The following is a 13,762-nucleotide window of genomic DNA, read 5'->3' as shown; positions in this document are numbered from 1 at the left end:
GAGGAAAGGCCTGGGGCCATGGCTTCTGATTATAGGTCAGACGGTTGCTGCTCCAAGCTCTTTCGAGACAGGAATAATCCGCATGTTCACCGCCTCTGGCAAATGGCCGCGAAGGCCCTATGCTTCTGCCCCATGTCCATTGCCGCATCCAGCCTTCTGCATCTGACGCCGGAAGGGCTCTTCTGCCCGCTGGCGGACGCCCATGTCGATCCGGTGCGCCCGGTGGCGCGGGCCATCATCACCCATGCTCATGCCGACCATGCCCGGGCCGGACACGGGGCAGTGCTGGCGACACAGGAAACGCTCGACATCATGGCCCTGCGTTATGGCGAGGGCTTTTGCGGCCAGCGGCAGACATTGGCCTATGGTCAGAGGCTTGATCTGGGCGGCGTGACTTTGACGCTGAAGCCTGCCGGGCACGTTCTCGGATCGGCGCAGGTGGTGCTGGAGGCGGGGGGAGCGCGGGCCGTCATTTCCGGCGACTACAAGCGGCAGGCTGATCCCACCTGCGCACCTTTCGAGCTGGTGCCCTGCGATGTCTTCGTGACGGAGGCAACCTTCGGCCTGCCGGTCTTCCGTCATCCCGATGCCGGCGTGGAAATGGCCAAGCTGCTGGCCTCGCTGGCGTTGTTTCCGGAGCGCACGCATCTTGTTGGGGCCTACGCACTGGGCAAGGCGCAGCACGTCATCGCGGAACTGCGCCGCGCCGGATATGACCGGACCATCTATCTCCACGGCGCGCTGGAAAAGATCACGGCCTATTATCAAAGCCGGGGCATTGCGCTGGGGCCGGTTGAGCCGGTCGGGCGGCTTGGCAAGGAGCTTACCGGGGAAATCGTGCTGTGCCCGCCCGGCGAGCTTGCCGGGCGCTGGGCGCGGCGCTTCGGCGATCCGGTGACGGCGGTGGCCTCCGGCTGGATGCGCGTGCGTGCCAGAGCCCGCCAGCGCGGGGCCGAACTGCCGCTGGTCATTTCCGATCACGTGGATTGGCCCGATCTCACCCGCACGGTGCTGGAAACCGGGGCGGCGGAAACCTGGGTCACGCATGGCGCCGAAGAGGCTCTGGTGCACTGGTGTGAAACCGTTGGACGCAAGGCCCGGCCTCTTCATATGATCGGCTACGGGGAAGATGAAACCGAAACCGATTCTGCCCCGGCTGACACTGACACTTAAGCTTGAGGCGCGCCGCAGATCTGCCGCGCCCTTCCGGGAAGACGGCCATGGCGGACAAGAACGAGATCGAAGACACCGCAGAACCTGCCGAGCAGGAGCTGGAAGCAGCCATTGCGGAACTTTTCGAGGATTATCTCGCCGGTTTCAACGATGCCGATGCAGAGGCGCTCATCGACTGCTTCTCCCTGCCGGCGACCATCTGGCAGATGGAAAAGGGCTATGTCTTTGATGACGAGGAGGAGCTGGCGGAGAATATCGACGCCCTGCTGGATGCGCTCGACAAGGAGAATATCTCCTATTCCGAGTTCGACGTGGTTTCTGCCCACATCTCCGGCCCCACGGCGCTGGTCACCCTCGACTGGCGTCAGGAAAGCGCTGATGGCGAGAGCGTCTTCGAATTCACCTGCCACTATCACCTCGTCTCCGATGGCGAGGTCTGGCGCATTGCGATGATCGTCAACGAGCAATAAGCCTGCGGCGGGTTTTGCCTGAAGCAGATAGAAAAAAGGCCCGCGTCCGGGAAAGACGCGGGCCTTTTGATTAACGGATGGCCTGCCTCAGCCGTCCTGCTTCTTCGACTTCTTCTTCACGCCGTCGCCCTTGCGGTGGGCAGCCTTTTTCGGGCCGCCATCCTTGAAGGCCGGCTTGCCCTTGCGCGGGGCGAAGCCTTCACCGGCTGGTGCGCCGCCGAAGCCGCCGCCGTCAGGGCCGCGCTTGCCGCGCTTCGGGCCACGGTCGAGCGGGGCCTCGTCCATCGGGGCAAAGGCCGGATGCGTCGGGCGCGGTTCATCGTCCTCGAAACGCTTGCGGCGCGGAGCCGGGCCGCCACGGCCAGCGGGGGCACCGCCACCGAAGCCACGGCCGGTGTTGCGTTCACGGGCGCGCTCGTAACGGCTCGGGCCGTCCTCGTCATTGCCACGGGAGGACGGGGCAAAGCCGCCGCGCACGTCGGCGGGTTCGATCACCACACCGCGCTCGCCGGAGCCATCGCGGCGGATCACATCGGCATATTTCTCCGCATGGCCGCCCATGATCTCGAAGAGGGTTTCGGTGTTGCCGATCTTGATGGCACCCACTTCCTTCTTCGTCACATGGCCGGCGCGGCAGATCATCGGCAGCAGCCAGCGCGGGTCGGCGCGGTGCTTGTGGCCGAGGGACAGGCGGAACCAGACGCCATCTTCAAACTTGTTGCGGACTTCGAAGCTCTTGCCGCCACCGAAGTCATCACGCGGGCCACGGTCGCCCCTGTCACCACGCTCGCGCGGGCCGCGGGCTTCAAAGCTGTCTTCCGTCAGCTCTTCCGGCGGCGGCAGGCGCAGCTGGTACAGGCGCACGAAGGCCGCCGCGATGCGCTCGGCATCATGCACGGCCAGAAGCTCGCGGGCCGTCTCCAGATCTTCTTCTTCAGCCGGCTCGTTCAGAACCGGATCGGCAAGAAGACGGGCCTTGTCCTGGGCACGGATGGCATTGGCAGAGGGGGCTTCACGCCATTCGGCCTTCACACCGGCCAGCTGCAGCAGGCGCTCTGCTGCGCGGCGGCGCGGGAAGGGCACGACCACAACGCTCGATCCCTTGCGGCCGGCGCGGCCCGTACGGCCAGAGCGGTGCAGCAGGGCGGCCTTGCCGGTCGGCAGGTCGGCGTGAATGACGAGATCAAGGTTGGGCAGGTCGATGCCGCGTGCGGCCACGTCGGTGGCGACGCAGACGCGGGCGCGGCCATCGCGCATGGCCTGCAGCGCGTGGCTGCGCTCGGCCTGGCTTAGCTCGCCCGACAGCGCTACAACCGAGAAGCCCCGGTTGGCAAGGCGCGACGTCAGCCGGTTCACCGCCTCGCGGGTGGCGCAGAACACGATGGCCTTCTGGGCCTCGTGGAAGCGCAGGATGTTGATGATGGCGTTCTCGCGCTCGTTCGGCACGACCGGCATGGCGATATAGTCGATGTCGACATGCTGCTCGCGGCCGCTGATCGTGGTCAGGCGCACGGCATTGCGCTGGAAGCGCTGGGCGAGATCGGCAATCGGTTTCGGCACGGTGGCCGAGAACATCAGCGTGCGGCGGTCTTCCGGAGCGGCGTCCAGAATGAACTCCAGATCCTCGCGGAAGCCGAGGTCCAGCATTTCGTCCGCTTCGTCCAGAACCACGGCGCGGATGCCGGAAAGGTCGAGGGCGCCGCGCTCGATGTGGTCGCGCAGGCGTCCAGGCGTGCCGACGACGATATGGGCGCCGCGTTCGAGAGCCCGGCGCTCGGCGCGCGGGTCCATGCCGCCAACGCAGGACGCGGTCTGGGCGCCGGCCTGTTCATAAAGCCAGGTCAGTTCAGCCTTGACCTGCAGTGCCAGCTCGCGGGTCGGGGCGATGGCAAGGGCCACCGGCGCACCGGCGGGGCCGAGGTGTTCATCGTCTCCAAGCAGCGTCGGAGCAAGGGCGAGGCCGAAGGCAACAGTCTTGCCGGAGCCTGTCTGGGCGGAAACCAGAAGGTCTGCGTCGGCGGGAGCATCGGTCAGGATGGTTTCCTGAACCGGGGTGAGGCTGGAATAGCCCCGTTTTGCCAAAGCGGCGGCCAGCGCCGGTGCAACGGCGTGCGTCTCGATCATGTGTGTCTTTCGTGAAAAGGGGGCGGAGCAGCCTTCATGTGTCCGGCGTGCCCGTCATGTTGGAACCCCCTATACGGCAAAAGTGGCCTGCCGTCCACTGGCTGCGGAAAACCTCTCGCACACGGGCTGCGCGGCAACGCTCGCAGTGCCGGCTGCAGAGTAAGCCAAAACACCTAGATAGCGCTAAATCAGTGTTAGAATACGTGAGGTTAGTGCGCCGTTAACCCCCCCTGTCTACCCACATTTTCTATGTCTCGTAGTTCGAAATTAAGGACGGGGAATTTCGATGCGTAATATACGCCTGCAAATCGCCATGATGGCTGTTGTGCCGTTGCTGGCCGTTGTCCTCTATGCAGGAAATTATCTTTGGGGTGAATTTATCTACCTGCGAAAGATGCAGCAGATGAAACCTCTCGTTGAGGTGTCCGGTCTCATCGAAGCCGTGGTGGACGAGTTGCAGAAGGAGCGTGGCCAGACGGCGGTGATGATTGCCTCCGGCTATGACCAGGCAGCGGCAGCGGCTGTCAGCAAGCAGAGAAGCGCGACGGACACGGACCTGCAGGCGCTGCAAGCTTTCCTGACCGGCTCTGCCGGTTCCGGCGTGGATGCCTCTGCCGGGCTCGGCGCATTGGCAGATCTGCCGCGCAGCGTTGCCAGCCACCGGTCTGCAGTTGATGCCCGTTCGGTCAATGGTGCCGACAACCTCAAGGCCTATACGGGCCTGATCTCCGGGCTGATGGGCACGATTTCTGCCATTGCGCTCGATACGGGCGAGCCGCGTCTTGCAGCGGAGCTTCTGCCGTTCACGTCGCTTATTCAGGCAAAGGAAGCTGGCGGGCTGGAGCGCGCGATCGGTGCGCGCCTGTTCACGGCAGCCGGCAAGGGCGAGGTGACGGACTATGCCGTGTTCCTGTCCTTTGTCGACCGGGTGGCTGCCGGCGAGGCCTATCTTCAGAGCTTTCACATGCTGGCAACGCCAGCACAAGCCGCAGCACTCGACCGGATGATGGCTGGCAGCTCCATCCAGCAGGTCAAGGACTGGCGCAAGGTGCTTTTCACCCTGCCGCAGACCGACAATGGCCAGGGCGTGACGGGACAGCAGTGGTTTGATGCGGCGACGGCCCGGCTGGACATCATCCGCACCGAGACGCTGGACCTGCTGAAGGCGGCTGGCGAGACTGTGGCGGTGATGGAAAGCGAAGCCTATTCCCGTGCGCTGGTTGCCGGGGTCATGTCCGCTGCGGCCATCGCGGTGACGGTGATCATCAGCCTGTTCAATCTGCGTGCGATCCTTGCCAACCTGCGCCAGATCCGTGCGGCTCTGGGCCGGGTGGCGAAGGACGAGACCGACTTCACCATGCCGCTGCTGGAGCGGGGCGACGAAATCGGCGATCTTGCCCGTGCAGGCACCGTGTTCCAGGACAATGCCCGCCGCCGTCAGGCGCTGGAAAAGGAAATGGAGCAGGAGCGTTCGCTCGAAGGCGGCCGCCAGTCGCAGGTCGAGGCCATCATCGACCGTTTCCGCAGCATGATCGATGCCAGCATGCAGGCCGTGGCCGAAAAGACGGAAGCGATGGCCGGCAGTGCCCAGAGGGTGACGGAAGTGTCCGGTCAGGCCTTTGCTGCCGCCGATCAGGCGCGGGCTGCCTCTGCCACGTCCTCACGCAGTGTCCAGACCGTGGCCGCTGCGGCTGAAGAACTCTCAAGCGCCATCTCGGAGATCCTCAACCAGTCCGACCGGTCGTCTGTAGCCATTACCGCAGCCACCGAGGTGGCCCGCGAGACCGATGTGCATGTGTCGAGCCTTGCGGAAGCAACCGACAAGATCGGCGTTGTCGTCGAGATGATCCGTGCCATCGCCGAGCAGACGAACCTTCTCGCCCTCAATGCCACCATCGAGGCGGCGCGTGCCGGAGAAGCGGGCAAGGGCTTTGCCGTTGTGGCTGCCGAGGTAAAGGAACTGTCCAACCAGACGGCCCGGGCGACGGAGGAAATCGCCGCCCAGATCACCTCGGTGCAAGGCATGACCGGCAAGGCGGTGACTTCGATCCAGCGCATCACGGGTTCCATCGCATCCGTGATGGAAATGACGATGGCCATCAAGAACGCGGTTGGTGAACAGAGCGCTGCGACGCGCGAGATCACCCAGAGCATCACCATTGCCGCTGACGGATCGGATCAGGTTGCGGCCAGCGTCGCCAATGTGACCCAGACCGCACATGACACCCGCATCGAGGCGGAGATGGTCGACAGCCTGTCCCGTGATGTGAAGTCCGTCTCCGAGAACCTGTCCAGGGCGGTCGATGCCTTCCTTGCGGATATGGTTCAGGATGTGGAGGCCCGACGCGCCGCATTGCGCCGCCAGATGGCCGGATAACTCTCACCGCAGGATCTTGAACATGAAGGACGCCGGAGGAAACCCGCCGGCGTCCTTTCTACATGTGCCTCCGGCTTTGGCATGCCAGCACCGGCGTTCGAGCCAGAGGCGCGGGATGATTGCCGGGGTGATTTCTTGGAATTGTTATTTGTGACAGGGCGGGCTTGGAGGGGGATGAGTTTCACAAGGCAAATATCGCGGTTTCTCTCATGGCAATTCATTTGGCTGGTTTATTTTACCTGTATTTAACAATGGCAAGGATAACAGGGGAAAATTTTGCATCGTTGAGGATGTCATGCTGAATCGCTTGAAGATTGGTCTGAAAATCTGGCTTCCAATCGGTTGTTTCGCTATCTTTGTTGTGTTTCTGGGTATCTACAATCAGCTGCAGCTTGCAGATACGCTCGAGCGCGAGCGTATTGCCAAAGTGCGGGCTCTGGTTGAGGTTGGCCGGTCTATCGCAGAGGAGAACCACGCCCGTGAAAAGGCCGGTGAGCTGACGCGGGACGAGGCGCAGGCACTGACGCGTGATGCGATCCGCTCGATGATCTTCGAAGGTGGCGCACGTGTCTTTGCGTTCGACAACACCGGCGTTCGCGTCGTGAGCAATTCGAAGGACAAGGAGGGCGGAGAGCCTTCGACCTCCGAGATCACCCGGACGTTCATTGCCAACGCGCAGAAGGGCGGCGGTGTTCAGTACTATTCCGGTGACCGGACCCTGAAGGGCGTTACCACCAAGTTTGTGCCGAAGGCCGGATGGTCCGAAGCCTTCGTGCCTTGGGGCTGGGTGATTGCGTCCGCCGTCTATCTGGATGATGTCCAGGCCGAGTTCTGGTCCAGCACGTTCGAGCTGATCGGCGTTCTGATTGCTGGTGGTCTGGCCGTGACAGGCATCGCCGTGATTTCCATCCGCAACGTCGTGCGGCCCTTGCGCGCTCTGACCGAGGGCATGAAGCAGCTTGCCGCGGGCAACACACAGGTGACCATCGAGGGTGCCGGCCGGGGAGACGAACTGGGAGACATGGCGGCTGCCATGGAAACTTTCGTCCGCAACGAGCGTGAGCGCCGCGAACTTGAACTCGATGTCGTGAGACGCCAGCAGCAGGATGCGGAGCGGGCAGGCAACATTCAGCTGCTGTGCACCGGCTTCAGCAGCAAGATGAGCGCTCTTCTGGACGTGATCGGCCGCTCCGTCGACAGCCTGAAGCAGACATCTGGCGCACTCAGCGGCTCCGCGCTCAAGACATCGGAGCAAAGTGAGACAGTGGCTGTTGCCTCGCGTCAGGCATCGGCGAACACGGAGACCGTGGCTGCGGCTTCGGAGGAACTGGCCGCTTCCGTTGCCGAAATTGCCCGTCAGGTGGCCTCGGCCAATGAGATTGCCGCACATGCTGCCGATCAGGCGGAGCAGACCAATGAGCGCATTCAGGGCTTGTCTGCGGCCGCTGGAAAGATTGGGGAAGTGGTTTCGCTGATCCAGGCCATTGCCGAGCAGACCAACCTTCTGGCGCTCAATGCAACCATCGAGGCTGCCCGCGCCGGAGAGGCGGGCCGGGGCTTTGCCGTGGTTGCGGCAGAGGTCAAGGACCTTGCCACCCAGACCTCACGCGCGACCGAGGAAATCTCGGCCCAGATCGCCAGCATCCAGGGCGAGACAACGCAGGCCGTTGGCGCAATTGCCGCCATTACCACCACTGTTGGCCGCATCAACGAGATCAGCTCGAGCATTGCCGCTTCGGTGGAGCAGCAGGGGGCCGCGACCAACGACATCGCCTCCAACATCCAGCAGGCGGCCAGCGGCACCCAGCAGGTTTCGTCGACCATCTCCGAGGTCTCTGTTGCTGCCACCCAGACCAGCCACATGGCCGGGTCGGTGAGTGATGCTGCCAGCCAGCTGGAACAGGAAGCGCAGAACCTGCGCGATGAAGTCTCGGGCTTCCTTGCGGGGATCAACCGGAACTCTGCCGCCGCCTGAGCGTCAGCCTGCCGGGCCTGAAAATCTCAAGACCGTTTCCTCCCCGCCACTGGTCAGGGGAGGGAACGGTCTTTGTGTTTCCGCCTCCCGTCCATGGACTTGGGGCCCCGGCGCGTTATCATCCGGGTATGCGTGCCTTTTCCCGCCTTCTGGACCGTCTTGCCTTTGAAAGCTCCCGCAATGCCAAGGAGGCGCTGCTGGTGGATTACTTCCGCCGCACGCCGGACCCGGACCGTGGCTATGCCCTCGCGGCGCTGACGGGCACGCTGGAGTTCCGCCACGCCAAGCCTGCAATGCTGCGGGCGCTGGCGGGGGAGCGGACGGACCCGGTGCTTTTCGCGCTGTCCTATGACTTCGTCGGCGATCTGTCCGAGACGGTGGCGCTGATGTGGCCTGCGCCCGACCGGGCCGGCGAGGCTGATGGTGACGGGCCGGGGCTTTCCGCCGTGGTGCAACGGCTTGCTGGCGCTGGCCGCAGCGAGGTGCCGCAGCTGATTGCCGGGTGGCTTGACCTTCTGGATGAGACGAGCCGCTGGGCGCTTTTGAAGCTTGTCACCGGCGGCTTGCGGGTGGGTGTGTCCGCCCGGCTAGCCAAGACTGCACTGGCGCGGCTTGGAACAGTCAGCGTGGACGAGATCGAGGAGGTCTGGAACGCGCAGAAGCCGCCTTATACGGCGCTGCTGTCTTGGGTGGAGGGGCAGGGCGGCAAGCCGGAAGCCTCGGACCCGGCACCTTTCCGGCCGCCAATGCTGGCACACCCGCTGGACGAGGCGCGGGACATGGAGGCGCTGGACCCGGCGGAGTTTCTGGCCGAATGGAAATGGGACGGTATCCGCGTTCAGGCCGCAGCCGGGCGCGATGCGGCGGGCAAGCATGTTGCACGGCTGTACTCCCGCTCCGGCGATGATATTTCCGCAGCCTTTCCAGATGTGCTGGAGAGCCTGACCTTCGAGGGCTGTATCGACGGGGAACTGCTGATCCTGCGCGATGGTGCGGTGCAGCCCTTTTCCGAGCTGCAGAAGCGGCTGAACCGCAAGACGGCCGCGCCAAAGCTGATGCAGCAGCTTCCTGCTGCCATCCGGGCCTATGATCTTCTGATGGACAACGGAGAAGACCTGCGCGCCCTGCCGTTTGAGCAAAGGCGGGCGCGGCTGGTGGCTTTCCTGATCGCGCAAGCCCCGCCGCGCATTGACCTGTCGCCGCTGGTGCCCTTTGCGAATTGGGAGGAACTGGCCCGCTGGCGGGAGGAGCCTTCCGCGCATTTGCCGGAGGCTGATGCAGGCGCCGTGGAAGGGCTGATGCTGAAGCGGCGGCAGTCGCCCTATCTGGCAGGGCGTCTGCGCGGGGAATGGTTCAAGTGGAAGCGCGATCCCTTCAAGGTGGATGCGGTGCTGATGTACGCGCAGCGCGGCCACGGCAAGCGCTCGTCCTATTATTCGGATTACACCTTCGGTGTCTGGCGGGGCGAGGAGCTTGTGCCGGTGGGCAAGGCCTATTCCGGCTTTACCGATGAGGAGCTGCTGGAAATCGACCGCTTCGTCCGCAACAACACCATCAACCGCTTCGGCCCGGTGCGGGAGGTGGCGCATACGCGGGACCTTGGGCTGGTGCTGGAGGTGGCATTCGAGGGGCTGAACCGCTCCGTACGGCACAAATCCGGCCTTGCCATGCGCTTTCCCCGCATCGCCCGCCTGCGCTGGGACAAGCCGCCGCATGAGGCCGACCGGATTGAGACTCTGGAGGCCCTGTTGCCAGCGCCTGTCAGTGTGGCTTGAGTCTCCGGCGCGAAACCGGCAAGGTTCGCCCTGACCGGAAAAGCCGGTTCGACGGGAGACCTGCCAGTGATCGACTATTTTTACACCCACGTTTCGCCCTGGGCCTATCTCGGCCATCAGGCCTTTGTGGATCTTGCGGCAGCACATGGGCAGGAGGTGCGGTTCCGGCCGGTCAATCTGGCAGGGGTCTTCGAGGTATCGGGCGGTCTGCCGCTGGCCAAGCGCCATCCGGTGCGTCAGGCCTACCGTCTTGTCGAGTTGCAGCGCTGGCGGGAAAAGCGCGGCGTGCCGCTGACACTGAAGCCTGCCTTCTTTCCCGCCAATCCCACCCTGGCCGATTGCTGCGCCATTGCCGTTGCCGAAGCGGGTGGCCCGGTGGCGGCCTGTTCGGCGCGGCTGTTCCGCGCCATCTGGGTGGAAGACCTGAACATCGCCGACGAAGCGGTTCTGGCGGGGCTGTTGAGGGAGATGGGCCTTGATGCCGGCGCCTTGCTTGAAGCGGCAGGCAGCGTGGCCATTCAGGAGGCCTATCAGGAGAACCAGCGCCGTGCCATCGAACTGGGCGTTATCGGCTCGCCCTGCTACGTGCTGAAAGGCGAGCCCTTCTGGGGGCAGGACAGGCTGGACCTGCTGGAGGATGCGCTTGTGTCGGGCCGGGATGCCTTCCGGCCGGTCTGAGGCGGGGCAAGGTTCCTGGGCAGAACTGCCGCAGCGGCGTGCTTTTGACATAGTCCCCCGCTAGACTGAAACGTGGATATGGGCTTGCTGCTGGGCAGGGCGAATGGAGAGATGAGCGATGGCTGATCCGGAACTGGCATCATCTGCGCGCCGGCGTGGAGCAACGCTCGCCGTGGCTCTTCTGGCTCTGTCTGGCTTGCTGCATGGACAAGTGGCAGAGGCGAAAAGCGCGGCGCCGCAGGGCGGCCTTGCGGCGGGCCAAGTGGCAGGTCAAGGGGCTCCCGCAAAGACAGTGCCCTCGGGCAAGCCTGCCGCCAAGGCAAAAGCCCAAAGCCAGAGCCAGGTTAAAACCAAGCCCAAGCCTGCTCCCGCCGTTCCCGCAAGCAAGATTGCAGGCAGATCCCAAGCGGACTCACCAGCGAAAGTGCCGGTCAGCCGGCCTGCAACGGCACCTGTCCCGGTGGCGGACCAGCAGGCGGATCAGCAGGCAAATCCGGCGCAGGAGAGCGCACCTTCGGAGGCTCCGGTCGCTGATCCGCAGCGTTATGCGCTCGTGAAAGTGGACGGCAACTACCTGCGGCTGGACAGGGTGGCCGGAACGATCGCCTTCTGCAAACCGGTCAATGGGGTGTGGCGCTGCATGCCCTCTCCGGATGCGGAAGCAGCTTATCTGGGTGAAATAGACCAGCTGCGGCAGGAAAACGCAGCCCTGCGGCAAGAAATTGCGGTTCTCAAGGGTGAGACTGACAGCACCACCCTGGGCCGTCCATCCGCAGAAGCCCCTCGCGGCAACACCCGCCCGGCACCCGAACTGTCGCAAAAGGATGAAGAACAGCTCGACGAAATGCTCTCCTTCACGGAGCAGGCCATGCGCCGGTTCTTCGGTCTGATGCGGGATCTGCAAAAGGAAACGGGGCAGTAGACTGCCTTTCCCTCGCATCTCACGGACGCGCCCCGGGCTCCGGCGGGACAAGCCGTATCCTCTGGTCAGTCTGCCCGCAGACGTGACAGGGCTTCCTGAGTGCCCGCAGGAAGCCCTGCTGGCTCACCGCTCTCCCGGCAGACAGGGCCGAACGCAGTGTCGGTGATGGCGCAAAGACGGCTGGCGCGGCTTTCAAACACGAAGAATCGCGCGCCCAGCATGTTTGCCTGGGTGCCGGTCAAACTCACGGCGATCACGAAGCTTTCGCCTGCCTTGAGCGGACTGACCCAGGACAGTTTCATTTCGAAAAGACGGCGTTCGCTGCCTGTTTCCTGTTGCCAGTCGAGGTTCAGGGGCGTCTGCTGCCAGACATGAGGCAAAGCTTCTCCGATGCACTGGGCGACAAAACCGTCATCTGCCTTGTTGTCCGCCCCAAGATGCCTTGGCAGCACGGTTCCCCGGTAAATGACCGATCCACCGCTCTCAAAAATGCTATCCAGCACTGCCTTGTTGGCCAATGGAGAGGGGGGCAAGGCGCGGGGTGCTGCCGCTTCCGGCATGGCCTGCACCACGTCCTTGAACTTGCTCCGGAACGTGCGGGCGGTACCGGCAGGCGGGGTGTAGCCGTCGATAGCCGTGGCCAGAACCTCTCCTGTCACAGCATTCTTCATCTGGTGAACGATGGTCAGAATATGCGGTCCGTCGAAACAGACGAGAGAGGAAACCACGAGCAGCGTGCCGCAGGGGGCTGGAATGTGGAAGCGGATGTGCCGCACGCGGCGGGCGCCGACCAGAGATTCACTCAGCGCACAGATGAGACGGAACTGCCTGTCCGCCTCTTCGAGCCGTTGGACGCAACCATGTTCGCTCAAAACACCCCGCTCCGTGCAGTCGCTCTGGTTCACATAGGAGAACAGGGTTTCTTCTGTCAGCATCGTTTGGTTGACCTGATGATTTCTGGAGCCGGGAAAATATGTAACTTACTTTCAGGTAATAGTATATCTATTCATAATTACGCTAAGGAAATTATCAATAAGAGATTTGCTCTGGTTCGCTATTTCGAGGGGAAAGCTCTGGAAAACATGGCATCCGCCGGGGAAGACGTCCAGCGTGGCGGAGTTCCCCGACGATATCCATCGGGATGCCTGGAACAACGTATCATCCAGAAGAGGATCGCGGGTTCCCACCACGAAATAGGCGGGCGGCATGCCGCTCAGGTCTGCCATGAGGGGGGAAATGTCCGAAGACTTCGGGTCTTCGCCGTTCTGCAGATACAAACGGACAAACATTTCGATATCGCGCGTGTTCAGGACCAGCTTTTCCGTGCCCCAGGATCGGGCGCTTGGCGTCAGGCCCAGATCGAAACAGCCGGCGATGAAGACGGCGGCGCTGAAAGGTGTCAGGCCGTGCCTGTCCCGCAGGCGCAGCAGGGTGACGGCAGCCAGATTGGCGCCTGCGCTGTCCCCGCCGATGGAAAACCGTTTCAGCCCGAATTCCTGCGCGGCTGGCCCGAGGAGCCAGAGGGCCGCAGCTTCGCAGTCATCCGGCGCGGCAGGATAGGGATGTTCCGGAGCAAGCCGGTAGTCCACGGAAGCAACCAGAAGCCCCGTCCGGTCCGCCATTTCGGCCAGCCGCAGATCCTGCAGGTCCGCCCCGCCGAACGTCCAGCCGCCGCCATGGATATGCAGGAACGCCCCCTCCGGCTGGCCGGTCTGTGGCCGGAAAAGCCGCAGGCGGAGCTTGCCCGCCACCCCGCCACGGGCAGGGCCCCCGATCCAGATATCCTCAGCGCGCGGGCTGCGGACCGGGGCTGGGAAGGGGCCTATGCCTTGCTCCCGCCGGTCGCGGACCACCTGCGGGGGGAAGCTCCACTGGTCCGGCTCGGCAGCCAGCCGTGCGGCCAGAGCTTCATTGAAGGTACGGGTCTCTTCGCTCACGGCTTCGGTCAGAAAAAGGGAATGGTGAAGGCTCAACATCAAGGGCTCTCCGGTTTCAGCGGCTGCGGCAAGGCTAAAGTGTCAGACAGTGCCTGCCAATCGGCTTCAGTCACAGGAGACCCCGGAGACGCTGATCGCAGAGTTTGCCCGCAGAAGCTGCGGCGTGGTGCCGTTTCTCCCGTGTCACTTGCGCGAGATTTCGGGCAAGGCTTGATCTGGTGCAAGGTGACGTGCACTGTGAGGGTGGAGGCTATCGGCCGGGTTGGCCAGCACTGCCCTGCCGCATGGACGGGTCAAGCTGGTGTTTGCGCGTGGTGCACGTCAATGGTGC

The 13,762-nt window shown here is 63.6% G+C and carries 10 protein-coding genes; 7 read left to right on the top strand and 3 right to left on the bottom strand.

Annotation, left to right across the window (positions count from 1 at the left end; genetic code table 11):
- The first annotated feature begins 132 nt into the window (after positions 1 to 132).
- Together H163_RS0102595 and H163_RS0102590 are read left to right on the top strand one after the other, a co-directional pair.
- Positions 133 to 1,173, top strand: a complete 1,041-nt coding sequence (locus H163_RS0102595; protein ID WP_019962985.1) for a ligase-associated DNA damage response exonuclease — start codon at positions 133 to 135, stop codon at positions 1,171 to 1,173.
- Positions 1,174 to 1,220: 47 nt separating this feature from the next.
- Positions 1,221 to 1,643, top strand: coding sequence for a DUF4440 domain-containing protein (locus H163_RS0102590; RefSeq protein ID WP_050470907.1), 423 nt, complete (start codon positions 1,221 to 1,223; stop codon positions 1,641 to 1,643).
- Between the two features lie 87 nt (positions 1,644 to 1,730).
- Here H163_RS0102590 and H163_RS0102585 read toward each other — a convergent pair whose 3' ends face one another.
- Complete coding sequence (locus H163_RS0102585) at positions 1,731 to 3,767, bottom strand: DEAD/DEAH box helicase (RefSeq protein ID WP_019962983.1); 2,037 nt, start codon at positions 3,765 to 3,767, stop codon at positions 1,731 to 1,733.
- A gap of 403 nt (positions 3,768 to 4,170) precedes the next feature.
- Here H163_RS0102585 and H163_RS0102580 point away from each other — a divergent pair, with 403 nt between their 5' ends.
- The 5 genes from H163_RS0102580 to H163_RS24255 all read left to right on the top strand — a co-directional run bounded on the left by H163_RS0102580 (position 4,171) and on the right by H163_RS24255 (position 11,494).
- Entirely contained in the window at positions 4,171 to 6,144 is a 1,974-nt protein-coding gene (locus tag H163_RS0102580; RefSeq protein ID WP_160118248.1) for a methyl-accepting chemotaxis protein, read from the top strand.
- Between the two features lie 295 nt (positions 6,145 to 6,439).
- Entirely contained in the window at positions 6,440 to 8,119 is a 1,680-nt protein-coding gene (locus tag H163_RS0102575; RefSeq protein WP_019962981.1) for a methyl-accepting chemotaxis protein, read from the top strand.
- A 128-nt stretch (positions 8,120 to 8,247) separates the two neighbouring features.
- Complete coding sequence (locus H163_RS0102570) at positions 8,248 to 9,894, top strand: cisplatin damage response ATP-dependent DNA ligase (RefSeq protein ID WP_019962980.1); 1,647 nt, start codon at positions 8,248 to 8,250, stop codon at positions 9,892 to 9,894.
- Between the two features lie 66 nt (positions 9,895 to 9,960).
- Entirely contained in the window at positions 9,961 to 10,572 is a 612-nt protein-coding gene (locus H163_RS0102565; RefSeq protein ID WP_019962979.1) for a 2-hydroxychromene-2-carboxylate isomerase, read from the top strand.
- 424 nt (positions 10,573 to 10,996) lie between these two features.
- The gene (locus H163_RS24255) at positions 10,997 to 11,494 is read left to right on the top strand and encodes a hypothetical protein (protein ID WP_147290394.1); all 498 of its coding nucleotides are present in this window, start codon (positions 10,997 to 10,999) and stop codon (positions 11,492 to 11,494) included.
- A 65-nt stretch (positions 11,495 to 11,559) separates the two neighbouring features.
- Here H163_RS24255 and H163_RS0102555 read toward each other — a convergent pair whose 3' ends face one another.
- On the bottom strand, positions 11,560 to 12,429 hold the full coding sequence (locus H163_RS0102555) for a hypothetical protein (RefSeq protein ID WP_019962977.1): 870 nt from the start codon (positions 12,427 to 12,429) through the stop codon (positions 11,560 to 11,562).
- A gap of 51 nt (positions 12,430 to 12,480) precedes the next feature.
- Entirely contained in the window at positions 12,481 to 13,470 is a 990-nt protein-coding gene (locus H163_RS22055; protein WP_019962976.1) for an alpha/beta hydrolase, read from the bottom strand.
- Positions 13,471 to 13,762 lie beyond the last annotated feature (292 nt).

It is taken from the genome of Pannonibacter phragmitetus DSM 14782 (assembly GCF_000382365.1).
Lineage (GTDB): Bacteria > Pseudomonadota > Alphaproteobacteria > Rhizobiales > Stappiaceae > Pannonibacter > Pannonibacter phragmitetus.
This window is presented reverse-complemented; position numbering and strand designations above follow the sequence as displayed.